The 25212-nt window shown below is 68.9% G+C and carries 11 protein-coding genes and 3 tRNA genes; 8 read left to right on the top strand and 6 right to left on the bottom strand.

Translation table 11 applies throughout. The features are described from left to right. Positions 1–89: 89 nt before the first annotated feature. The 3 genes from ACGF2Y_RS06450 to ACGF2Y_RS06440 all read left to right on the top strand — a co-directional run bounded on the left by ACGF2Y_RS06450 (position 90) and on the right by ACGF2Y_RS06440 (position 4734). Positions 90–1349, top strand: a complete 1260-nt coding sequence (locus ACGF2Y_RS06450) for an NAD(P)/FAD-dependent oxidoreductase (RefSeq protein ID WP_392943552.1) — start codon at positions 90–92, stop codon at positions 1347–1349. 109 nt (positions 1350–1458) lie between these two features. After that, entirely contained in the window at positions 1459–3399 is a 1941-nt protein-coding gene (gene dnaG, locus ACGF2Y_RS06445) for a DNA primase (RefSeq protein WP_392943551.1), read from the top strand. Positions 3400–3642: 243 nt separating this feature from the next. Beyond that, positions 3643–4734, top strand: a complete 1092-nt coding sequence (locus ACGF2Y_RS06440) for an RNA polymerase sigma factor (protein ID WP_392943550.1) — start codon at positions 3643–3645, stop codon at positions 4732–4734. Positions 4735–4752: 18 nt separating this feature from the next. Here the strand turns inward: ACGF2Y_RS06440 and ACGF2Y_RS06435 are convergent, their stop codons facing one another. The 4 genes from ACGF2Y_RS06435 to ACGF2Y_RS06420 form a co-directional block, all read right to left on the bottom strand. Further along, a complete protein-coding gene (locus ACGF2Y_RS06435; RefSeq protein ID WP_392943549.1) occupies positions 4753–6681 on the bottom strand; it encodes an ABC transporter ATP-binding protein in 1929 nt (642 codons plus the stop codon). Further along, positions 6681–8414, bottom strand: a complete 1734-nt coding sequence (locus ACGF2Y_RS06430) for an ABC transporter ATP-binding protein (RefSeq protein WP_392943548.1) — start codon at positions 8412–8414, stop codon at positions 6681–6683. The genes ACGF2Y_RS06435 and ACGF2Y_RS06430 overlap by 1 nt, the downstream gene beginning before the upstream one ends. Before the next feature lie 276 nt (positions 8415–8690). Next, positions 8691–10142 carry an FGGY family carbohydrate kinase gene (locus tag ACGF2Y_RS06425; protein WP_392943547.1) on the bottom strand — a complete coding sequence of 484 codons (1452 nt, stop codon included), beginning with the start codon at positions 10140–10142 and terminating at the stop codon, positions 8691–8693. 89 nt (positions 10143–10231) lie between these two features. Beyond that, the gene (locus ACGF2Y_RS06420; RefSeq protein ID WP_392943698.1) at positions 10232–10537 is read right to left on the bottom strand and encodes a YtxH domain-containing protein; all 306 of its coding nucleotides are present in this window, start codon (positions 10535–10537) and stop codon (positions 10232–10234) included. Between the two features lie 182 nt (positions 10538–10719). Between ACGF2Y_RS06420 and ACGF2Y_RS06415 the strand changes: the two genes are divergently transcribed. The 5 genes from ACGF2Y_RS06415 to ACGF2Y_RS06395 all read left to right on the top strand — a co-directional run bounded on the left by ACGF2Y_RS06415 (position 10720) and on the right by ACGF2Y_RS06395 (position 23194). After that, positions 10720–10792, top strand: a tRNA-Asn gene (locus ACGF2Y_RS06415). 5 nt (positions 10793–10797) lie between these two features. Continuing rightward, a tRNA-Asn gene (locus ACGF2Y_RS06410) sits at positions 10798–10870 on the top strand. 236 nt (positions 10871–11106) lie between these two features. Further along, positions 11107–11180, top strand: a tRNA-Ile gene (locus ACGF2Y_RS06405). Positions 11181–11855: 675 nt separating this feature from the next. After that, positions 11856–16115 (top strand): LamG domain-containing protein, encoded by a 4260-nt coding sequence (locus tag ACGF2Y_RS06400; protein WP_392943546.1) that lies wholly within the window; start codon positions 11856–11858, stop codon positions 16113–16115. A gap of 131 nt (positions 16116–16246) precedes the next feature. Then, positions 16247–23194: an RHS repeat-associated core domain-containing protein gene (locus tag ACGF2Y_RS06395; protein ID WP_392943545.1), complete on the top strand. Its 6948-nt coding sequence runs from the start codon at positions 16247–16249 to the stop codon at positions 23192–23194. A gap of 345 nt (positions 23195–23539) precedes the next feature. Here ACGF2Y_RS06395 and ACGF2Y_RS06390 read toward each other — a convergent pair whose 3' ends face one another. Together ACGF2Y_RS06390 and ACGF2Y_RS06385 are read right to left on the bottom strand one after the other, a co-directional pair. Beyond that, entirely contained in the window at positions 23540–23737 is a 198-nt protein-coding gene (locus tag ACGF2Y_RS06390; RefSeq protein WP_109198464.1) for a hypothetical protein, read from the bottom strand. 1035 nt (positions 23738–24772) lie between these two features. Next, positions 24773–25174 carry a RidA family protein gene (locus ACGF2Y_RS06385; RefSeq protein ID WP_392943544.1) on the bottom strand — a complete coding sequence of 134 codons (402 nt, stop codon included), beginning with the start codon at positions 25172–25174 and terminating at the stop codon, positions 24773–24775. Between the last annotated feature and the right edge of the window lie 38 nt (positions 25175–25212).

Below are 25212 nucleotides of genomic sequence, written 5' to 3'. Positions count from 1 at the left end.
TCCCGGGCACTCCCTCTTTCGCCATCACGCTGCGTGCGGGACGCTCGCAGCTGGGGGCGCCGCGCAGCACAGCACTGAGGAGGCATCAAGTGGTCGACGCACACCAGACGTTCGTCATCGTCGGAGCAGGACTCGCAGGGGCGAAGGCGGCCGAAACGCTGCGCGCCGAAGGGTTCACCGGCCGGGTGATCCTCATCGGCGACGAGCGCGACCACCCCTACGAACGGCCGCCGCTCTCCAAGGGCTACCTGGACGGCAAGGCCGAACGCGACAGCGTCTTCACCCACGAACGCCCCTGGTACGCGGGCGCGGACATCGAACTGCACCTCGGCCAGCCGGTCACCGCGCTCGACCGGTACGCCAAGACCGTGCAGCTCGGCGACAACACCGTCATCCACTACGACAAGCTGCTGCTGGCCACCGGCTCCGAACCGCGCCGCCTGGACATCCCCGGCACCGACCTGGCCGGCGTCCACCACCTGCGCCGCCTCGCCCACGCCGACCGGCTGCGCAACGTGCTCGCCGCCCTCGGCCGCGACAACGGCCACCTGGTCATCGCCGGAGCCGGCTGGATCGGCCTGGAGGTCGCCGCCGCCGCCCGTGGCTACGGGGCCGAGGTCACCGTCGTCGAAGCCGAGCCCACCCCCCTGCACCAGGTCATCGGCCCCGAACTGGGCCAGATCTTCACCGAACTGCACAGCGCACACGGCGTCCGCTTCCACTTCGGCGCCCGCCTCACCGAGATCACCGGCCAGGACGGCATGGTCCTCGCCGCCCGCACCGACGACGGCGAGGAACACCCCGCCCACGACGTCCTCGCCGCGATCGGCGCCGCCCCGCGCTCCGCCCTCGCCGAGGCGGCCGGACTGGAGATGGCCGAGCGCGCCCACGGCGGCGGCATCGCCGTGGACGCCTCGCTGCGCACCTCCGACCCGCACATCTACGCCGCCGGGGACGTCGCCGCCGCCGCCCACCCGCTGCTGGGCGCCCGGCTGCGCGTCGAGCACTGGGCGAACGCCCTGAACAGCGGACCGGCCGCCGCCCGCGCCATGCTCGGCCAGGACGTGACGTACGACCGCGTCCCGTACTTCTTCTCCGACCAGTACGACCTGGGCCTCGAATACTCCGGCTGGGCCCCGCCCGGCTCCTACGACGAGGTGATCATCCGGGGCGACGCCGGGAAGCGGGAGTTCATCGCTTTCTGGCTGAAGGACCGCCGCGTCCTGGCCGGGATGAACGTCAACGTGTGGGATGTCACCGAAACGATCCAGGAGCTCGTCCGGGCCCGGCAGCAGCACGACCCGGAAGCCCTCGCCGACCCGTCCGTCCCGCTGGACTCCCTGCTCTGACGGCGGCGCCGGGGCGCCGGGGCGCCGGGGCGCCGGGCGGGAGTGGCCGCGCCCCGGCAGGCCGCCCGCCGTGCGTCCGGCTGTCCGACCCCACCCGTAGACTTCATGCGTGGCTGGCAGGATCAATGACGACGACGTGAAGGCGGTACGGGACGCGGTCCCGATCGACTCCGTCGTGTCCGAATACCTCCAGCTGCGCAACGCGGGCGGCGGAAACCTCAAAGGACTCTGCCCCTTCCACGACGAGAAGTCCCCCTCCTTCCAGGTCAGCCCCGGCAAGGGCCTGTTCCACTGCTTCGGCTGCCAGGAGGGCGGCGACACGATCGCCTTCGTGATGAAGATCGACCACCTCTCCTTCTCGGAGACGGTCGAGCGCCTCGCCGCCAAGGCGGGCATCACCCTGCGGTACGAGGAGGGGGGCTACAACCCCTCCCACCAGCGCGGCGAACGCATCCGGCTGATCGAGGCCCACCAGGCCGCCGCCGAGTTCTACGTCCGCGCACTGGAGAGCCCCGAGGCCGAGATCGGCCGCACGTTCCTCGCCGAGCGCGGCTTCGACCAGGACGCCGCCACCCACTTCCGGGTCGGCTACAGCCCGGCCGGCTGGGACCACCTCACCCGCTATCTGCGCGGCAAGGGCTTCAGCGACAAGGAGCTGATCACCTCCGGCCTCTCCCAGGACGGCCGCCGCGGCCCCATCGACCGCTTCCGCGGCCGGCTGATGTGGCCGATCAGCGACACCGCCGGGGAGATCGTCGGCTTCGGCGCCCGCAAGCTCCGCGACGACGACAACGGCCCGAAGTACCTCAACACCCCCGAGACCCCGATCTACAAGAAGTCCCAGGTGCTGTATGGCATCGACCTGGCCAAGAAGGACATCGCCAAGGCCAGCCGCGCGGTCGTCGTCGAGGGCTACACCGACGTCATGGCCTGCCACCTCGCCGGGGTCACCACCGCCATCGCCACCTGCGGAACCGCCTTCGGCAACGACCACATCAAGATCCTGCGCCGCCTCCTCATGGACAACGGCAGCGCCCGCGTGATCTTCACCTTCGACGGCGACTCAGCCGGTCAGAAGGCCGCCCTGCGCGCCTTCGAGGACGACCAGAAGTTCGCCGCCGAGACCTACATCGCCATCGCCCCGGACGGCATGGACCCCTGCGACCTGCGGCTGGCCAAGGGCGACGACGCCGTACGCGACCTGGTCGAGCCGCGCACCCCGCTCTTCGAGTTCGCCCTGCGCCAGATCGTCGGCCGGTACGACCTGGAGACCCCGGCCGGCCGCGCCGCCGCCCTCGACGAGGCCGCCGCCGTCGTCGCCAAGATCAAGACGAGCAGCGTGCAGCGCGAGGTCGCCGTCCAGCTCGCCGGTTTCGTCGGCATCCTCGACCAGGAGTTCGTCGTCCACCGGGTCGCCCAGCTCGCCCGCTGGTCCCGCGACAAGGGCGGCGACCAGGGGGAGCGCGGCGGTCGCGGCGGCCCCCAGGGCGCACGGGGCGGCCCCCGGGGCGCACGCGGCGGGTCCCCGCAGCAGACCGCCCCCGCCCCCGGCTTCTCCGGCCCCGCGCTCAACCTCCGCAGCCCCGCCCACCGCACCGAGCGCGAGCTGCTCAAGCTCGCCCTCCAGAAGCCCGCCCTGGTCGCCCCGGCCTTCGACGCCTACGGCATGGACGAGTTCACCGCCCCGCCGTACGCCGCCGTGCGCCGGTGCATCGAGGAGGCGGGCGGCGCCGAGCAGGGCCTCGCCGACAACCGCGAATATCTGGTCGCCGTCATGGACGCGGCCCCCGACAACACCGTCCGCAGCCTCGTCACCGAGCTCGCCGTCGAGGTCTTCATCGGCAAGACCATCGACGAGACCTACGCCGGCATGCAGCTCGTCCACGTCCGGCTGCGCGCCGTGGACCGCCGCATCAACGACGTACAGGGCAGCCTCGCCCGCCTCGGCAGCAACGTCGCCCCCCAGGACCTGGCCGCCGCGCAGAACGAGGTCTGGGTGCTCCAGCAGTACGCCCAGTCCCTGCGCGCCCACGGCGCCGCCGCGCTCTGAGCCGGCCGCCCCCCCCGGCAGGAGCGGTAATCGGCCGGTGACGGACCGGAATCAAAAAGTCACCGCACGCCCCTCGTGGCAGTCGTGTGTCATACCCCACACTGGGGGGTGCCTGACACCCCGGCGGTGCCTGAGTCATCGGAGCGACCGGTCCGCCGGGAAGACACCCCGGGGCCGCACGGATCCCCATCCCCATCCCCATCCCCACCGTCATCCGGCAGCGATCACCTGGAGGTCGCCCCCGTGCAGACCCGGACCGTGACGACCACGACCGAGCCCAGCGCGGCCATCCCGGCGCAGAGCATGGCCCTGCACCACCCGGAGACCGCAGCCGGCCCGCCCGGACACGCACCCGAGGCAGTCATGGTGGAAGCAACGCACCTCCCCGACCCACCGGAGCCGCGGAACCGGGCGGACACCGGCGGACCCACCTCCGACCTGTTCCGGCAGTACCTGCGCGAAATCGGCCGCATCCCGCTGCTCACCGCCGCCGAGGAGGTCGAGCTCGCCCGCCGCGTCGAGGCCGGACTCTTCGCCGAGGAACGCCTCGCGGGCACCCCGGACCTCGACTCCCGCCTCGCCGGGGACCTGGACCGCCTGGTGGTGATGGGCCGCACGGCCAAACGCCGCCTCATCGAGGCCAACCTCCGCCTCGTCGTCTCCGTCGCCAAACGCTACGTCGGCCGCGGGCTGACCATGCTCGATCTGGTCCAGGAGGGAAACCTCGGACTGATCCGGGCCGTGGAGAAGTTCGACTACGCCCGGGGCTACAAGTTCTCCACGTACGCGACCTGGTGGATCCGCCAGGCCATGTCCCGCGCGCTGGCCGACCAGGCCCGCACCATCCGCGTCCCGGTCCATGTCGTGGAACTGATCAACCGTGTGGTGCGGGTCCAGCGCCGGATGCTCCAGGAAAGCGGCGTCGAGCCCAGCGCCGAGGACGTCGCCGCCGAGCTCGACCTGACGCCCGGGCGGGTCACCGAAATCCTCCGCCTGGCCCAGGAGCCCGTCTCCCTGCACGCCCCCGTCGGCGAGGAGGACGACGTGTCCTTCGGCGACCTCATCGAGGACGGCGACGCCGCCTCACCCGTCGAGTCCGCCGCCTTCCTGCTGCTGCGCGAACACCTGGAGGCGGTGCTCTCCACCCTCGGCGAGCGCGAACGCAAGGTCGTCCAACTGCGGTACGGCCTGGAGGACGGGCGGCCCCGCACCCTGGAGGAGATCGGCCGGATCTTCGGCGTGACGCGCGAACGCATCCGCCAGATCGAGTCCAAGACCCTCAGCAGGCTGCGGGACCACGCCTTCGCCGACCAGCTCCGCGGCTACCTCGACTGATCCACCCGGCCGAAGCGCTCAGTCCACCTCGGCCGGCGCCTCGGCGAACTGCGCCGCGTACAGCCGCGCATACGCGCCCTTGGCCGCCAACAGCTTCTCGTGCGTGCCCTGTTCGACGATCGAGCCGCTCTCCATCACCAGGATCACGTCCGCGTCCCGGATCGTGGAGAGCCGGTGCGCGATCACGAACGACGTACGCCCGTGCGCCAGGCGCGCCATCGCCTTCTGGATCAACACCTCCGTCCGGGTGTCCACCGAGCTGGTCGCCTCGTCGAGGACCAGGATCACCGGGTCGGACAGGAACGCCCGCGCGATGGTGATCAGCTGCTTCTCACCCGCGCTGACCCCGCTGCCCTCGTCGTCGATCACCGAGTCGTACCCGTCGGGCAGCGTCCGGATGAACCGGTCCGCGTGCGCCGCCCGAGCCGCCTCCTCGATCTCCTCCCGGCTGACCTCGCGCGAAGCGCCGTACGCGATGTTCTCGGCTATCGAACCGCCGAACAGCCAGGTGTCCTGGAGCACCATGCCGATGGAGGACCGCAGGTCGTCCCGGGACATCTTCGCCACGTCGACCCCGTCGAGCGCGATCCGCCCGCCGGTCACCTCGTAGAACCGCATCAGCAGGTTGACCAGCGTCGTCTTGCCTGCCCCGGTCGGACCGACGATCGCGACGGTCTGCCCCGGATCCACGCTCAGCGACAGATCCTCGATCAGCGGCTTCTCCGGCTCGTAGCGGAAGGACACCTTCTCCAACGAGACCCGGCCGTCCAGCCGCTCCGGGCGCTCGCCGCACTCCGGATCCGCGTCCTGCTCCTCGGCGTCCAGCAGCTCGAAGACCCGCTCCGCCGAAGCGATGCCGGACTGCACCAGGTTCGCCATCGAGGCGACCTGCGTCAGCGGCATCGAGAACTGCCGCGAGTACTGGATGAACGCCTGGACGTCACCGATCGACAGCGCGCCCGAGGCGACCCGGAGCCCACCGACCACGGCGACCAGCACATAGTTGAGGTTCGAGATGAACATCATCAGCGGCTGCATGATCCCGCTGGCGAACTGGGCCTTGAAGCCCGCCTCGTACAGCGCGTCGTTCTGCTCGGCGAAGTCCCGCGCGGACTCCTCCTGCCGGCCGAAGACCTTCACCAGGCTGTGCCCGGTGTACATCTCCTCGATATGGGCGTTGAGCTTCCCCGTCACCCGCCACTGCTGCACGAACTGCGGCTGCGACCGCTTGCCGACCTGCGTCGCCACGACCACCGACAGCGGGATCGTCACCAGCGCGACCAGGGCCAGCAGCGGCGAGATCCAGAACATCATGACCAGGACGCCGACGATGGTCAGCAGGGAGTTGATGAGCTGCCCCATCGTCTGCTGGAGCGTCTGCGCGATGTTGTCGATGTCGTTCGTCGCCCGGCTCAGCACCTCACCGCGCTTGGACCGGTCGAAGTACGACAGCGGCAGCCGTGCCAGCTTCGTCTGGAGGTCCTCGCGCAGCTGGAACACGATCCGGTTGATCACCCGGACCGACAGCCGCGTGGAGACCAGCATCAGCAGCCCGGCCCCGACATAGATCACCAGGGCCAGCAGCAGGACGTTCCCCACCGCCCCGAAGCCGATGCCCTCGCCCGGGGTGAAGTCCACCCCCGAGAGCATGTCGGCCATGGAGCCGCGGCCCTCCTCGCGCAGCCCCTCGATCGCCTGCGCCTTCGTCGTGCCCTCGGGCATCCGGCGCCCGACCACACCGGCGAAGATCAGGTCCGTCGCCCTGCCGAGGATCTTCGGCCCGGCCACCGAAAGACCGACGCTCGCCGTCACCGCGGCCAGCATCAGCCACAGCGAGGACTTCTCCCGGCCGAACCGCCTCAGCAGCCGCTTGCTCGACCCCTTGAAATCCATCGACCGGTCGGTGGGCGCGCCCCCGGCCATTACCCGTCCGCCAGGACCGGCCATCAGGCGGCCTCCGCTTCCGTCAGCTGGGAGAGCACGATCTCCCGGTAGGTTTCATTGCCGTCCATCAGCTCGTGATGGGTTCCGGACCCCACGACCCGGCCCTCGTCCAGCACCAGGATCCGGTCCGCGTCACGGATGGTGGACACCCGCTGCGCCACGATCACCACGGTCGCCCCGGCCGTCTCCCGCCCCAGCGCCTCCCGCAGCGCGGCGTCGGTCGCGTAGTCCAGCGCGGAGAACGAGTCGTCGAACAGATAGATCTCCGGGCGCTGCACCAGCGTCCGGGCGATCGCGAGCCGCTGCCGCTGACCGCCGGACACGTTGGTGCCGCCCTGCGCGATCGGCGCGTCCAGCCCGTGCTCCAGCGCCTCGACGAACTCCTTGGCCTGCGCCACCTCCAGCGCGTGCCACAGCTCCTCGTCGGTGGCGTCCGGATTCCCGTACCGCAGGTTCGTGGCGACCGTCCCCGAGAAGAGGTACGGCTTCTGCGGCACCAGGCTCACCGTCTTCGCCAGCAGCACCGGATCCAGCGTCCGCACGTCCTCGCCGTCGACCAGCACCTCGCCGTCCGTCACATCGAACAGCCGGGGTACGAGCCCGAGCAGCGTGGACTTCCCGCTGCCTGTCGACCCGATGACCGCGGTCGTCTCCCCGGGCCGGGCCACCAGGTCCACCGCCCGCAGCACCGGCTCCTCCGCGCCCGGGTAGCGGAACTCCGCGCCGCGCACCTCCAGATGCCCGTGCCGCCGCAGCTCGGTGACCGGTGCGACGGGCGGCACGACGCTCGAATCGGTGCCGAGCACCTCCTCGATGCGCTCGGCGCACACCTCGGCGCGCGGCACCATCATGAACATGAAGGTGGCCATCATCACGGCCATCACGATCTGCATCAGATAGGCGAGGAACGCGGTCAGCGCACCTATCTGCATCCCGCCGCTGTCGATACGGTGCGCGCCGAACCACACCACCGCGACCGACGACAGGTTGACCACCGTCATCACGGTCGGGAACATCAGCGCCATCAGCCGCCCGGTCGCCACCGACACATCGGTCAGCTCGGTGTTCGCACCCCGGAACCGCTTCTCCTCGTACCCGTCCCGGACGAAGGCGCGGATGACTCGGTTGCCGGTGATCTGCTCGCGCAGCACCCGGTTCACCGAGTCCAGCCGCTCCTGCATGCTGCGGAACAGCGGCCCCATCCTCTTCACGATGAGGCCGACCGAGACACCGAGCACCGGCACGACCGCCAGCAGCACGGCGGAGAGCGGCACATCCTGGCCGAGCGCCATGATGATGCCGCCGACGCACATGATCGGGGCCGACACCATCAGGGTGAACGCCAGCAGCACCAGCATCTGGACCTGCTGGACGTCGTTGGTGGTCCGGGTGATCAGCGAGGGTGCCCCGAAGCGCCCCAGCTCACGGGCCGAGAAGGACTGCACCCGGTCGAAGACGGCGGCCCGCACATCGCGCCCGAGGGCGGAGGCGGTCCGGGCCCCGTAATACACCGCCCCCACATTGCAGAGGACCTGCAGAACGCTGACGGCGATCATGAGACCGCCGAACTCCAGGATGTAGCCGGTGTCGCCCGTGACGACACCGTTGTCAATGATGTCGGCGTTCAGGCTGGGCAGGTACAGGGTGGCGCAGGTCTGGAGCAGCTGGAGCGACACCAGCAGCACGATGGGTTTCTTGTACGGGCCCAGATGGGCCCGCAGGAGTTTTATGAGCACGCGGGTCTCTCGGAATCGGCGGCAGGCAGAGGCCGCCCCAGTTTCGCGTACGCCGTACTCCGAGGGCGAACCCTTTTCGCCAAGCCCAGGTCAAACCTGGAGCGCGCCAACAGCGCCCCGGCGCTCCGGATCCACCGGCTCACTCCGGTGCGCGCCGTGTCCGGTACGCCGCCGGGGAGGGCCACTCCGGGCACGCGGGCGCGCACCGGAAACGGCCTGCTCCGGGTGCGCGGCCGGTGCACGCACCCCCGGAACGGGCCCACCCCCGGAACGGGCTTACTCCGGGTGCGCGCCGCCGAAGGCTCCGGGGTGGATCTGGTCCCGGGTCGCCGCGTACTGCTGACGCACCGCCCCGCCGACCGCCGGCTCGTCACCGGGCTCCAGGACCTGGGCCGCGGCGCCCTGCCAGGCCGGGGGAGTGCGCGGGTCGAGGGATCCCTGCGAGACCCCGAGCGCCCAGGCCGCCTGCCGGGCCGCGCCGATCGCCGCGTACTGGGCGGGCTGCGGGACCACGACCTGGGTGCCGAACACCGCCGGAGCCAGCGCCTGCACGGCGGGCAGCTCGGCGGCGGCCCCCAGCAGAAACACCCGCCGCACCTCCACCCCCCGCCCGCGCAGTACGTCCAGGGCGTCGGCCAGCGAGCACAGCATGCCCTCGAACGCGGCCCGCGCCAGATGCTCCGGCTTCATCGACTCGCGCCGCAGCCCGCTCAGGGTTCCCGCGGTGTGCGGGAGCTGCGGGGTGCGCTCGCCCTCCAGATACGGCAGCAGGACCAGGCCGGAGGCGCCGGGCGTCGACTTCAGGGCCAGCGCGGAGAGCTCATCCAGCCCGTCCACGCCCAGCATCTCGGCGGTCCCGCGCAGCGCGCGCACGGCGTTGGAGAGGTGCACCACGGGCAGATGCATCCCGGTGGCGTCGGCGAACGAGGTGATCATCCCGTTCGGGTCGGCGAGCGCCTCGTGGTGCACCGCCATCACGGACCCGGAGGCCCCGAGCGACACCACCGCGTCGCCCACCGAGACTCCGAGCCCGAAGGCCGCGGCCATGGTCTCGCCGGTGCCCGCGGAGATCAGCAGCCCCTCGGGCGTCATCCCGGCGGAGTCGGCCGGGCCGAGCACCTCCGGCAGCCCGGCGGCGTGCCCGAGGGCAAGCTCGACCAGATCGGGCCGGTAGGAGGCGGACCCGGCCGACCAGTACCCGGTGCCCGAGGCCGCGCCCCGGTCCGTGGTGCGCCGGGCGGGCCGGCCCAGCAACTGCCACACGAGCCAGTCGTGCGGCTGGAGCACCGCGGCCACCCGCTGGGCGTTCTCCGGCTCGGTCCGCGCCAGCCAGCGCAGCTTCGCCACCGGCTGCGCGGCCCCCGGCACGGCCCCGACGGCCTCCGCCCAGGCCTGCCGCCCGCCGAGCGCGTCGACGAGATCGACCGCGGCGACCTGCGCCCGGCGGTCGTTGCCGAGCAGAGCGGGACGTACGAGACTGCCCTGCTGGTCCAGCGGTACGAGCCCGTGCTGCTGCGCGGAGACCCCGATGGCCTGCACGCCTTCGAGCAGCCCGCCGGAGGCCGCCTCACCGAGCGAGAGCAGCCAGGCCTGCGGATCGACCTCGGTGGCCTTGGCCTCGACCGGGTGGGCGGCGTACCCCTCCCGGAGCACGGCACCCGTATCCGCGTCGCAGACGACGATGTGAGTGAAGGCGGAAGAACTGTCCAACCCCGCGACTATGCCCATACGGAGATTCTGCCGCACCCCGCGAGTTTCCCGTAACCGCCGCCCGGGAACCCCGGGGCCCCGCCGCTCAGGTGCTGGTGGCCCCCGGCTCAGGTGTTGGTGGTCCCCCAGTCGTCCTCGAAGCCGTTCTGGCTGCTGCGGTCCCGCAGCGACCGGACCCGCTCGGCGACGGAGGCGGGCACCTTGTCCCCGACCTTGTCGCTGACCGAGTGGTACGCCTTGCCCGCGATGTCCCGCCCGCTGTGCGCGGCACTCTCGGCGGCGTTGCGCACGGCGGGGTTCTCCGTGAACTGCCGGGCCGACCTCTTCAACTGCTCGTAACGCTCGCGCCCGGCTCGCGTGCCGAGCACGTAACCGAGGGCCACTCCGGCGATGAACGTGAGCCGGTACCGCATGGCTGCCACCCTTCCTGCGCTTCGTGCGACGTGTGCAGCCCGCCTACCCTCGAGCACCCGAGATCACCCCGGGCGCTACCGATTGGCGGAGCACCCCCCTGCTTGCGCTAATGTATGTGTCGCAGCGAACGCGCGCCGCCCGGCAGCCGCCAGGCAGGTACGATTTCGCAGCGACGCAGCAATCCCCTGTAGCTCAATTGGCAGAGCAGCCGGCTGTTAACCGGCAGGTTACTGGTTCGAGTCCAGTCGGGGGAGCGCGATCCCCTGTAGCTCAATTGGCAGAGCATTCGGCTGTTAACCGGAGGGTTACTGGTTCGAGTCCAGTCGGGGGAGCGGAACGGAAGAGGGCCCTTCGGGGTCCTCTTTCGCGTGTGGGTCGCGGGTCGCTCGCCAGGTGCCCGAAGCGGCTCCACGATCACCCGTTGGGGTCTCCTTCGTCCCGCCCGGAACCGGGCAGCGCGCGGCGGAGTCCTCAAGATCAGGTGAAGTCGGCCATCCGAAGCGAGAGATCGTATGACCGGCTATGCTGCGGCAGACGGTGCGCACACTTGTACGCGCCACGCCGAAACGGGGCGGTAGCTCAGCCGGTTAGAGCAGCGGACTCATAATCCGTCGGCCGTGGGTTCGAGTCCCACCCGCCCCACCGAGCTTCCCCAGGCAGAATCGTTCTGACCTGGGGAAACGCGTTTCTGGGAAACTGCGGGCTCCGCAACGGTGCGGCGAACGTGCAGCGTTCTGATTGCCTGTGAGCTTTCGTACTGCTGTGACCTGGCATTTTGGTCATTCCTTCGTGGGACGCGTGGTGAACGATCCCACGGCCGTTGAGGAAGGGTCCGCCCCCCGCCCCAGCCCGACCCGCATCGATGCGACATCGGCCGCTTCGTGCGTGACCTGTCGGCTGCCGGCTCGAGGCTCTGACGGATGTTGTCGCAGTATCCACCCTGCCCCTCGAAGCCTTCACCCCGCTCCAGAATCCGCACTTTCGCACCTGGGACTCGCGCACGCTCAAGGACGCCTCTGTGGACCGGCCAGGCGGGTGACCGACTCTGCCCATTCACGCGGGGTGTTCCGTGAGTTCGGCGGGAAGAAACCCACCGCTCCCCTGTGGTCGACGGATGTGTCCGACATCACTCGGGCCTCTTCGTGGTGCGCGTGAAACCTGGGTCGATGTCCTGATTTACGCAGGTGGACTTACGGCACTCCCGTACCTACCGTCACATCGCTCTCGCAATATGTGAGGGCATGGCGGGGGTGGGGGAGGGGCTGGGGGATGTTGTGTCGTGCCCGTTTGCGCAGAACGATCGGTAGAGCTGCGGCGGTGAGTCTGGTCTGTGTTCTGGCCGCCGGTCTGTCCGGTGGCTCGGGAGCGCCCACGGCCTCGGCCCGTGACGGCGACGGTGTGCAGCCGGCCGCGCAGCAGGCTCCTGCGGGTGTCCCGGGAGCGTCGTCCGAGACGGATGCCCTGAACGAGGCGAAGCGCACGGGCGAGCACGTGGAAGTGATGTCGCTGCGCGGTGAGTCCAGTGAAGTCTTCGCTACACCTGAAGGTCTGCTGGAGGCGCGGGAGCATCTGCGGCCGGTGTGGGCACGCAAGGACGGGACGTGGAAGGCGGTCGACACGTCGCTGGTCGCCTCAGATGGCACGGTGGCTCCCAGGGCGTCCACGACCGAGCTCTCATTCTCGGGGGGAGGCGAGGGGCCGCTGGTTCGTCTCGCGCGTGCGGGCCGGGCACTTGAGCTGTCCTGGCCCGGTGCTGTGCCGGCGCCGACTCTCGCTGATGACACGGCGACGTACGCCGACATAATCCCCGGTGTGGACCTGCGGCTCACGGCCACGCCGGACGGTTTCACCCAACTGCTGGTCGTCAAGTCAGCCGAAGCCGCCAGCAGCCCTCATCTTGCTGAGCTGCGGCTGCGGCTTGCCACGAGCGGCATGGAGGTGAGAGAGACATCCGAGGGCGGGATCGAGGCGGTCGACCGGGGAGCGGGTGGCGTGGTGTTCGAAGCACCCACTCCCGTCATGTGGGACTCCAGCCCGGGGGAGGCCACAGATGCCTCGTCCTCGGGCGCTTCGGCGCGTTCCGTGCCACAGGCAGGGACCGGGGGATCCGAGGAGCCCGGTGCCGGAGAGTCGGGGCAGCTCGCACCGGTCGGCGTGGACGTGCCGGCCGGGGGTGGTGAGCTGGTCCTTACACCCGACCGAGACGTCCTGGTGGGCGAGGACACGGTGTACCCGGTGTTCATCGATCCGCAGTGGTATTCGCCCAAGGCGTCGGCCTGGACGATGGCCTCGAAGTACTGGGCGAGTTCACCGCAGTGGAAGTTCAACGGGCACTCCGATGCGGGGCTCGGGTACTGCGGGTGGGTGTTCTGCAAGCCCTACGACACCAAGCGGCTCTTCTACCAGATTCCTACGTCCCGGTTCGCGGGGAAGTCGATCCTGTCGGCGGAGTTCGTGGTGCGTGAGACGCATGCCGCTTCCTGCGAGAAGCGGGAGGTCCAGTTGTGGCGGACGAAGGGGATCAACTCCTCCACCACCTGGAACTCGCAGAACGCCTCCGGGTTCTGGGTGGATCACATCGAGAACCGGAGTTTCGCCTACGGTGCCGATGGCTGTGCGGCCGCCGACGCCGAGTTCAACGTGAAGAGCGTGGTCGCGCAGGCGGCGGCCGGGAAGTGGTCGACTCTGACCTTCGGTATGCGGGCCACGAGTGAGTCGGATCCCTATACGTGGAAGCGGTTCTCGGATGACGCGTTCCTCCGGGTTCAGTACAACCGTCCGCCCGCGCAGATCAGGGAGGCGCAGCTGACGCAGAACCCGGGTGGCGCGTGTGGCAAGCCGGGCGCGGCCAAGCGCGTGCGGATCCTGCCGACACTGCGGGCCAACGACGTGACCGACCCGGACAGGGACCGGGTGCGGGTGCAGTTCGAAGCCTCATGGGATTCCGGGGACGGCAAGGGCTTCGTCAGCCGCTGGACCTCGGCCGTCTCCACCTACAAGACGTCGGGCTCCGACTTCTCCCTGTCGCTGCCCAGCAGTATCCCGAAGAACAGGACGATCGGCTGGTCGGCCCGCTCGAACGACGGGGCGCAGTGGTCGCCCTGGTCGTGGGTCGGCTCCGCGACCGCCTGCAACATGGTCTACGACACCTCCGTACCGGCAGGCCCCTCCATCGCCTCCGGCCAGTACCCATCCTCCGACCCCGAGGATCCCCAGGACCCATGGCTCGACGGCGTGGGCCGGTACGGCACCTTCACGGTCGACTCCTCCTCCACTGACGTGTCGAAGTACTGGTTCGGTGTCAACGGTGATCCGAGCAGCAAGCACGCGCTGACCACCTCGGGCGGTGGCGCGAAGACCATGAAGGTCATGCCGACCAGGCCCGGCGTCAACTTCATCACCGCGCAAGCCTTCGACACGGCGGGCAACGGCAGCGAGATCAGCACCTACCAGTTCCGGGTCAGGGTCGGCCAGCCCGACCGGCTGAGCTGGGACTTCGACGAACCCACCGGGGCAGCCGCGGCCAAGGGCCAGGGCGGTACCTGGCCGGCGCACCTGAACGGCGGTGCACAGCCGGGGTCGGACGGTGTGACCGGTAACGGCCTTCACCTGGACGGCGTGGACGACCACGCGGCCACACTCTCACCGGTGCTGAACACCGGGAAGAGCTTCTCGGTGTCGCTGTGGGCGAGGCTGCCCGCCGACAAGCCGGACGCCGCCACGGTGGCGGTCTCCCAGGCGGGCCACAACGCCAGTGGGTTCGAGATCTACCACTCCTCGGCGCTGGGCGGCTGGGCGTTCCTGCGGCACACCGCGGACGCGGCGGGGACCACGACGGTGCGCGCCGTACAGCCCGCGTGCCCGGCGGGCGACACCCTGTGCGCGAGCGGCCGGCTCGGAGTCTGGACCCATCTGGTGGGGGTGTTCGACAACCCGGGCCGGCAGTTGAAGCTGTACGTCGACGGCAAGCTCGTTGGCTCGGCTCCCTTCACGGGGCCGTGGGACGCGCGAGGCAGGACGATCCTGGGGGCGGCCTCGCACTACGGTACGACGGAGAACTTCTTCGGCGGCGATCTCGACGAGGTGCAGCTGTTCGACTATCAGTTGGTCGACGGCCAGGTGGCACGGCTGCACGCGAAGCAGCCGGTGGACACCAACCGTCCGGCCAAGCTCGCATGGCCGCTGGACGAGGACAGTGCGGCGACAGCGGTGACGGGGCGCGCCCAGCAGGCGGATGCCACGCTGAAGGGCGGCGCCGAGAGCGGGGCGGAAGGGGTGGCGGGTACCGGTCTGGAACTGGACGGTGCCGACGACCACGCCGTCACCGGACGTCCCGTGATGGACACCTATCAGAGCTTCGCGGTCTCCGCGTGGGCCCGGGTGCCGAAGAACAAACCCAACCGGGCCATGGTGGTGGCCCATCAGAACGGCACCTCCAACCGGGGCTTCGAGCTGTACCACTCCACCACGGGGTGGGTCTTCCAGCGTGCCACCGCCGACACCGCCGACGCCCCTCTCGTACGCGCGGTGGAGACAGCGACCAGTGACCCGAACTGCCCCCTGGCCGCCCCGGGCGAATGGGCCCACGCGGTGGGTGTTTACGACATCGACGCCCAGCAGATCCGCCTCTACGTCAACGGCTGTCTCAAAGCCACCCAACCCTTCACCACACCCTGGCTCGCCTCCGGATCCGTCACCTTGGGAGCCTCCGGCTACAGCAGCGGATTCAGCAACTTCTTCCAGGGCAACCTCGACGACATACAGCTGTACGACCGCACCATCTCCGACGACGAGGTGCGGCAGCTGTTCAAGCAACGCCCGCTGGTCAAGAGCCGTTGGCTGCTGGAGAGCAACCCCGCCGCGCCGGCCACCTCCCCGAACGCGGCCGCCGGCGCGTACCCACTGACGCTGAATGGCAATGCCGCGATCGGGTCCGGCTGGGTCGATGACGGCGGACTCGTCCTGGACGGCGTCGACGACTACGCGGCCACCACCGGTGTCCCACTGGACACCGGTGCCAGCTACACCGTCACCGCGTGGGCCCAGGCAGCGGCCGTCCCCGACGGGCCTGCCACCGTGATCAGCGCCGTAGGCGCTGCCACAAGTGCCTTCGCCGTTCGCTACGTTCCCGACGCACTGGGCATAGGGCGCTGGCAGATCGAAATGGCCGGCGCGGATTCCGCCACCGCAATCCCGGTCAGGGTGGAGAACCAGTCCTTCTACAGCGCCACCGACTGGAATCACCTGGCGCTCGTGTACGACGGCTTCGCCGATCAGGCGCGCCTTTACGTCAACGGCCAGCTGGAGCAGGTGACCTGCCCGGACACTGACGAGGACGGTACTCCGGACGACCCATCCTGCACGGACCGGGTGTCGTGGGCGGCCAACACTGCGGCCTTCCCGGCGACGAAGTCCCTGCAAGTCGGCCGCGTCCTGGACGGTGCCACCGCCGGTGAGTACTGGCCGGGCGGCATCGACGACATCTGGGCCTTCCAGGGAGCACTGGACGAGACGCAGATCAGCATGCTGGCGCAGGGCTGGCCCGGTCTGCCCACTCGCGTACCGGCCGAGGGCTGACCCGGCCCGGGCCGCCGTACCTCTGCGGACGGCGGCCCAACGCATCGGTCTCCATGCACCACGCGCGACTGCATCACCCACGTGTGTCACCGGGCAGCCGCGCCCGTGGCCGGATCCAGTGAGGACGACGAATGAACGGCAGAGACGGATCTCGCAGATGGATCGTGCTTCGCCGGCGCGTGTGCCTGAGCGTGTCGGCCGTCCTGGTCGGCACACTCCTCCAGGGCATCACCGCCCCGGCGAACGCCGATGACGGCACGGGGCTGCCCGGGCTGCCGGCCTCCGAGAAGCCACTGACCGGACACACCGTCAAGACCGAGCCCCGTATCGACGACGGCGCGCCCACCTCTCCGAGGAGCAAGCCCAGAGCCGCCTGGGCACGGCCCGGCACGGCAACCGTGATGGCTCCTGGCAGGGGGCAGGCTGCCCGCCAGGCCGGGGACCTGCCCATCGCCCTCACCGCGCCGTCGCCGACCGCGGCCCGGCAGAAGAACGTGCGGCCGGCCGCAGAATCGGCCGCCGTGCGTGTGCTCGGCCGGGAACAGGCGTCGAAGGCCGGCGTCGAGGGCCTGCTGTTCACTCTCACGCCTGCGGCTCCTTCTGGTGAGGAGCAGGCCGACACGGTCAACACCGGGGTCCGGGTCGACTACGCCTCGTTCGCTCAGGCTTACGGCGGCGCCTACGCCTCACGTATGCGGCTGGTCGAGCTGCCGGCCTGTTCCCTGACGACCCCGGCCGAGCCGAACTGCCGCGCCGGCCGGCCCGTCACAGCCACCAACGACACCGAGAAGCACCAGCTCACCACCACCGATCTGGCTCTGGAGACAGGCGCCGTGACCGTGCTGGCCGCCGCAGCGGGTGTGTCCAGCGAGGCCGGCGACTACACGGCCACCCCGCTCTCGCCGTCCGCGGCCTGGCACACCAACGTGAACACCGGTGACTTCACCTGGTCCTACGACATTCCCGTACCGGACGTTCCCGGCGGTATGCGTCCCATCCTCGGGATGAGCTACTCCTCCGGCAGTATCGACGGCCGCACCGGCACGACCAACAACCAGTCCAGCTGGGTGGGCGACGGATTCGACCTGTGGCCCGGCTCCATCGAACGCCGCTACAAGCCGTGTGGGGACGACGACATCAAGAACGCCGACGGAAATACTCCCGGCGATCTGTGCTGGGGCTACGACAACGCCTTCATATCCTTCAACGGTAAGGCGGGGGAGCTGGTCCCGGCGGGGACCGACACGTTCAGGCTCCAGAGCGACGACGGCACGAAGATCAAGAGACTGACCGATACGGCCCGCGGCAACGGGGACAACGACGGCGAGTACTGGGAGCTGACCACCCCGGAGGGCACCCGCTACTACTTCGGCTACCACAGGCTGCCCGGCTGGGCCACGGGCAAGGAGAGCACCGACTCCACTTGGACCACTCCTGTCTACGGCGACGACGACGGCGACAAGTGCCATGCCACGGCATTCGCCGACTCATGGTGCCAGCAGGCCTGGCGGTGGAATCTCGACTACGCCGTCGACCTCCACGGCAACGCCGTCGCGTACTACTACGACAAAGAAGGAAACTCCTACGGCCGCAACCTCAAGGACACCGACGACACCCCCTACACACGCGGCGGTTCCCTCGACCGCATCGAATACGGCCTCAAGTCGGCCGACCTCTACGCGGACAAGGCCTTGGCGAAGGTCGACTTCACCAACGCCGAACGTTGCCTTCCCGTAACAGGCGTGACCTGCGCCGAGGACACCATCGGCGACAAGTCCTTCCACTGGTACGACACCCCGTACGACATGCACTGCGCCTCGGGCACCACCTGCGATCAGGGCCGGTTGTCACCCACCTTCTGGACCCGCAAGCGCCTGGCCTCGATCACCACCCAGGTCCTCAAGAGCGACAGCACCTACGCCGACATCGACTCCTGGAAACTCGGCCACCGCTGGGGTACGGCTGACGTCGACTACCAGCTGCTCCTGGACTCGATCCAGCACACCGGCCACTCAGCGACCCCTGCCATCACCCTGCCGAAGACGACATTCGGCTACGTCCAGGCGGCCAACCGGCTGGACCGAACGGGAGACGGCAAGGCGCCCTTCATCAAGGAACGCCTCTCCGATGTCTTCGACGAGTACGGCGGACAGATCGGCGTCGACTACTCGGCTCCCGCCTGCGCCTGGGACGCGCTGCCCACCCCGCAGACCAACACCACCCGCTGCTTCCCCCAGTACATCGGCGGCAGTGCCAGTGACGACCCTACCCAGCAGTGGTTCAACAAGTACGTCGTCGACGCCGTCACCCTCACCGACCGGACCGGGAACGCACCGGACCAGATCACCCGCTACACCTACCTCGGTGACGCCGCCTGGCACTTCGACGACGATGACGGGCTGACCAAGGAGAAGTTCAAAACCTGGTCCCAGTGGCGTGGCTACGGTCACGTCCGTGTTCAGGCCGGCGGCGTCGGCGCCATGAAGTCCCAGGAGGAGCACTTCTTCCTGCGCGGCATGCACGGTGACCGGAAAGCTCCCTCGGGCGGCACGAAGGACGTGTCCGTCTCCCTGGGCGCGGGGGAGGGCGAACCGATCATCGACCACGAAGCCGCAGGAGGCTTCGAGTACAAGTCCGCCGTGTACTCCGCCCCGGGTGGCAAGGTCCTGAAAAAGACCGTCAGCAGGCCGTGGCACCACGAGACGGCCAAGCGGACCCGCTCCTGGGGCGCGATCACGGCCAACTTCACCGGCGCGTCGAACACCCGCGTTCTCACCTCTCTCGACAATGGAGCGGGTGACCGCTGGCGCGAGACCAGCACCTTCACCACCTACGACACCGTCGCGGGCCGTGTCGCCCAGGTGAACGACCTCGCCGACACCTCCCTCCCCGGCGACGACCAGTGCACCCGCACCACGTACGCCACCAACACAGCCAAAAACATCCTGTCCCTGCCCGCCCGTGTCGAGACCGTGGCCGCCGCCTGCACCGCGACCGACGTCGACCGCAGCAAGGCGGTCATCGCCGACACACGCACCGCCTACGACAACGGTGCGCACGGAGCGGCCCCGAGCAAGGGCGACGCCACCCACACCGCCACGCTCAAGGAACACACCGGCAGCCGCGCCACTTACCTGGAGAACACCACCACCCACGACGGCTACGGCCGGCCCCTGAAAGCGACCGATCTCACCGCAACGCTCGTCTTCGACGCGGCCGGCGCACAGGTGTCGAAGACCGCACGCGCCGACGGCCGCACGACGACCACGGCCTACACGCCCGCGACCGGCCGGGCCATACAGGTCACGGTCACCACACCGCCGGCCAGAACCACCGACGTCGCCTCCGCGCAGACCACCAGGACAACGCTCGACCCGCTGCGCGGCCTGCCCGTCACGAAACTGGACACCAACAACCTGCGTACGGACCTGACCTACGACGCCCTCGGGCGCTCCCTGAAGGTCTGGCTGCCCAACCGTTCCAAGGCAAGCAACCACACCCCGAACCACGAGTACACCTACACGGTCGCCGAGAACCGACCGGTGGCCGTAGCTTCCAAGACCTTGGGCAAGAACTCCGTCCAGCTCACCGCCTACACCCTCTACGACGGATTCCTCCGTCCCCGCCAGGCACAACTGCCCGGCCCCGACGGCGGACGCCTGATCACGGACACCTTCTACGACGACCGGGGCCTGGCCACCAAGACGTTCGCTCCCTACTACACCACCGGTGCGCCGCAGACCGGGCTGTTCGAACTGGACGACGCCATGAGCGTCGAGACTCAGGGCTGGAACACCTACGACGGCTTGGGCCGTCTCACCGAAGCCACCCAGATCGCGGGCAACAGCGACGGAGGGGAACGCCTCGGCACCACCCGCACCCTCTATGGCGGCGACCGGACGACCGTGATCCCGCCGGTGGGCGGCGCCGCCACGACCACCCTGACAGACGCCCGCGGGATGACGACGGAGATGCGGCAGCACCACTCGCGCAACGCCGACGCCGCCTACGAATCCACCCGCTACGAGTACACCTCCGCAGGGCAGCTGGCCAAGGTCACCGACCCGGCCGACAACATGTGGACCCACACGTACGACCAGCGGGGACAGAACGTCTCCAGCAAGGACCCGGACAGCGGCACCACCACCAGCACCTACGACGACCGCGGCCAGCTCACCTCGACCACCAACACGAGGAAGAGCAGGAACAAGCTCTTCTATGACTACGACAACCTGGGCCGCCGCACCGAACTGCGCGAGGGCTCGGCCACCGGCACCCTGCTGGCCGACTGGACCTACGACACCGTCTCCGGCGCCAAGGGCTTCCTCGCCTCCACCACCCGCTACAGCGGTTCCGCCGCCTACACCACCAAGGTGCTGGACTACGACCCGCTCTACCGTGCCACACGCACCAGCATCACCGTTCCGGCCGCCGAGGGCGCCCTGCAGGGCAGCTACCAGTTCAACACCCGATACAACACCGACGGCACCGTCTCCGGTACGGGCTTCCCCGCGGCCGGGGGACTGCCCGGCGGGGGTGTCACCTACGGCTACGACGACACGCTGCGCCCGGTCCAGATCACCGGCAGCCAGGGCATGAAGGCCGTCACCGGGTACAGCTACACCGGGAAGCCCCTGCAGACGCAGCTGACCAACGGTGCGGCCGGGAAGATCACTCAGGTCGACAACACCTACCAGCGGGGCACCCAGCGGTTGGAGACCAGCAGGGTCGACCGTGAGGACCAGCCCGGCGTCGACAAGTTCGCCACGTACACATACGACGAGGCCGGCAACATCCTCGGCGTCGCGGACGTCAACCGCACCGGCACCGACTCCCAGTGCTTTACCTACGACCACCTCCAGAGGCTCACCACGGAGTGGACACAGGCCACGACCACCTGTGCGGGATCACCTTCGGGCAGCTCGGTCGGCGGTCCGGCCCCGTACTGGAACTCCTACACCTACGACAAGGCCGGCAACCGCCTCACCGAGACCCGGCACGACATCGCGGGTGACACCTCGAAGGACACCTACCGCACCTACGACTACCCCGACCCGGGCACCGCGCAGCCGCACACCCTGGCCTCGGTCACTGCGGTCGGCCCGAACGGCACGTCACGTGACTCCTACACCTACGACGAGACCGGCAACACCCGGACCCGCACGCTCCAAGGGGACCAGCAGGTCCTCGAATGGGACGCGGAAGGTCATCTCGCCAAGGTCACCAAGCCTGTCGAAGGCTCCGCCGACGAAGTCACCGAATACCTCTACGACACCGAGGGGCAGCGCCTGATCGGCCGCACCCCCACCGAGACCACGCTCTACCTCGGCTCCACCGAGATCACTTTGGCGAAGGGGACCGCCTCACCGAAGGCCACGCGCTACATCGACCTCGGCGGCGGAAACCAAGCGGTCCAGAGTGACGACGGCAGCATCTCCTTCACACTCGGAGACCATCACGGCACCGGACAACTGGCCGTCGACCCGACGGACATGTCCATCAGCCGGCGCGGCACCACTCCCTTCGGCAGTCCACGCGGACAGACACCCGCCCACTGGCCGGGAACCAAGGGATTCGTCGGTGGCACCACCGACACCAGCACCGGTCTGACCCACCTGGGAGCGCGCGAATACGACCCGTCCACCGGCCGCTTCATCAGCGTCGACCCCATCATGGACCCGGCCAGTCCCCAGCAGATCAATGGCTACGCCTATGCCAACCACTCACCCGTAGCCGGCTCCGACCCCACCGGCCTGTACTGCGACAGCTGCAGCTACAACAATCCCGACAGCGTCTGGGGACCGGGAAGCGGCCCCGGCTGCACGCACTACAACTGCTACAACCAGGACGGCAGCGTCGCCTACGAAGTACGCAAGACAGCCTGGTCCCCGCCCAGCGCCAAGTCCTCGGCGGGCCGGGGCCCGAAGCCCACCTCCAAGCCGGTGGCCGAACCCGAACCCATCTTCCTGGCCGGCGTGCGCATCCCCACGCCGAAGGAGATGAACTACCGCTCCGGCTACCAGGACCTGTGGGACGACTACCAGGCCCAGGTGATGCGCTGGTCCGAGGGGCAGTGCCAGTCGGACTCCGGCTCCGAGGTCTGCGCCGCCGCCCACGCCCTCGGCTGGGTGCGGCCCGGTTTCGACCTGTTCGGGATCCAGGACGCCATCGACTGTGCCCATGGCAGTGTGAGCGGCTGTCTGTGGACCGCGGTGGGCCTCACCCCCTGGGGCAAGATCGGCAAGGTAGCCAAGCTGCTCAAGGCTGGCAAACACGCCGACGCCGGCAAGCTGGCCACCTGCGCGGTGCGGCACAGCTTCGTGGCGGGCACCGAGGTCGCGATGGCCGACGGCACGAGCAAACCCATCGAACAGGTGGAGGTTGGCGACCAGGCCCTCGCCACCGATCCCGTCACGGGCCGGGCACAGGCCCGCGAAGTGGTCGCCACCATCACCAAGGACGACGACAAGCACTACACCCGGCTCACGATCACCACCCCCGACGGCGAAGCCGATATCACCGCCACCGACCACCACCCCTTCTGGAACCAGGACACCCAGGCATGGGTGAACGCCGCCGACCTCAATCCCGACACCAGGCTGCTCACCGCTGACGGGACGCCCTCGACTATCGAAAAGGTCGCGCACTTCCAAACTGTCGGCCGCACATACGACCTCACCATCGCTGAACTGCACACGTACTATGTGCTCGCTGGGGCGACGCCGGTCCTGGTTCACAACAGCAACTGTTCTCCATTCACCGACGGAGATATCTGGGACGGTTCATTCGATGTTGGAGGGCAGACGGTTGAGGCCATGGCGACCGTCAGGGCGGCCGGAAACACCGTACATTTGGACGGATTGATGGTCTTCCCGAAGGGGACTCAGGGGCTGAGTCGCGCCCCGATTGGACCAGATGCAATCCGGCAGATGAAGCGCTCCATCGCCGAGCAGGCGAGATCCCAGGGGTATGGAACCGTCGTTCTGAACTATGAGAGGCATATCCCGAAACCGGACGGCAGTATCTACAAGCGCCCATGGTCGATGACCTTGGACGTCGCAAAGATCCTAGGAGATTAGAGAATGGATCGGTCTCGACTGGACGAGTTGGTATTGAGCATCGCGGGTCGAGGGCAAGTGGAGCGGGAACCGGTATTTCGGGAACTGCGAGAACTGGGCCTCTCGCCAATCGAAGCGATCTACGTAGCTTCTCGTGTACTTGGCCTGTCTTTGCCTGAGGCGAAGACCGCGATCTATGCGAGCGCCGCCTGGTGTGATCAGCAGGAGGATTGGCAGCGGCTTCAGTCTGGCCTTGAGGGGTGAAGGTGCTCGCTAGTCTAAAGTCGCGCTAGCAAATTCGAAGCCCCGTCAGGTGTCTCCTGGCGGGGCTTCGGCGTGCTCTGACGGCGGTAGTTGACGGCAACGTCAGCGGACGGGGACCGCGCAGAGCGGTGATTCGTCGCCGTCGTCGGGCTTGCCGGTGATCTCGGCGGAGCTGCGGAGGGCGTTGCCAAGAAGGTCGATGGCGTCGCGCTGGAGGCGGAGCCGGACGTGGGCGTAGACGGTGGCGGCGACGCCGATGCGGGCGTGCCCGAGGAGTTCTTTGATCACTACGCGTTCCACTCCCTGCTCCAGAAGGAGGGGTGTCGCCTGACGGAGGTTGCGGGACCGATACGCCTGCGGTTCCCGGTGCCTAGTCGATACGGAGCGTGACCGCGCCGGGAGGGGAGAGGGATAGTGGACTCGACAGCCTGCGCTGCGGGTGAGCCGCGCGATTGGCTGGCTGCCAGCGGAGGTGCCGGGCACTCTTCTCCTTCTGCCTGCAGTGTCAGGGCCGCCCGTAGCTGTGCGGTACGTACCGCACAGCAGTCCAGTTGCCGGGGATCGAGCCGGACTGAGGGGGATCCAGCAGGATGTGAATGTCCGCCTCTGTGGCGTTTCCGCAGGTGAGACGCGTCTCCCTTTTGGGTTCGAGTCCCACCCGCCCCACCGAGCTTCCCCAGGCAGAATCGTTCTGACCTGGGGAAACGTGGATTGCGCGGCGGTTTTCCGTGCGGTACTAGCCGCGCGCGCCGTGCGGTACTGGCCCGCCGTCGCAGTATGTCAACACGCTTCAGATGCGTCTGGCCTGGCCTTTTACGGCGATTGCCTGAGGGAGCGCCGTGGCGCGGTCCCACGGCCGTCGAGGGAGGCTTCGCGCTCCGTCCGCGCCCCGCCACATCGCATGACGTTCCCGCTGTCCCTGCTGTACCCGATCTGCCAGGAGACACCGCCTGCATCGCCGGGGCGCTGGGTGGGCCGGCCTTCGTCCGGGTCAGGCTCTGCAGCATGCGGAGCACACGCGACCTCGACATTACAGGCGGCGTCTCTGTCATTCAGATACACGACACCGCGCACCGGTCCTGCGCCCTGTACGCGGTTCCGGGCCGAGCTGGCCGCTGCTGGAGGCCACGCCCATCACAGACTGGAGTTCCGCCCGGCCGGAGAGGGTGTGTTCGCCCCAGCGCTGCGCTCCGGGGCACGGTCGCCCGGATCTTCCACCGGCTGATCGAGGAACATGACGCCGAGGAGGGTTGTGGGAGCGCTCGTGGAACGGTCAGTGTGACTGTTCCACGAACGGAGCCCCCAGCGGGCTGTGGGACCTGCGAGGAGGAGGCCTCAAGCGGGCAGTTTCGTGTCGATGACGAAGCTGATTTCGATGACCTGGCCGGGCAAGGTCAGTTCAGTAATGCCCAAGACCGTACTGGCCGGGCGGTGGTCGCCGAAGTACCCCAGGTTGCCCTCCGCCGTCGCCGCGGCATTCTGCGGCAGGTTCGCCACGTACAGAGTCTGCGAGACGACCTGGTTCCGGGTGGCGCCGTAGTGGTCCAGGACCTTGTCCATGTTGGCGTAGGTCTGCTTGAGCTGGGCGGCGAAGTCGCCCGCGTAGAGGAACTCGCCCGCCTCATCAAAGGAGAGCTGTCCAGAGACGTGGATCATTTCGCCGGACTTGATCGCCTGTGAGTAGCCGAACTCGCTCTCGGCCGGCACGTTGTAGTTGAAGGCATCAATGGTGGCCACGATGCTCACCCTTCCGGTTCGCTCTCTTGTAGTTACTC

The organism is Streptomyces sp. NPDC048142 (assembly GCF_043202835.1).
Lineage (GTDB): Bacteria > Actinomycetota > Actinomycetes > Streptomycetales > Streptomycetaceae > Streptomyces.
Note: the sequence above shows the minus strand (reverse complement) of the source record. Positions and strands in the feature narration are given on the sequence as shown.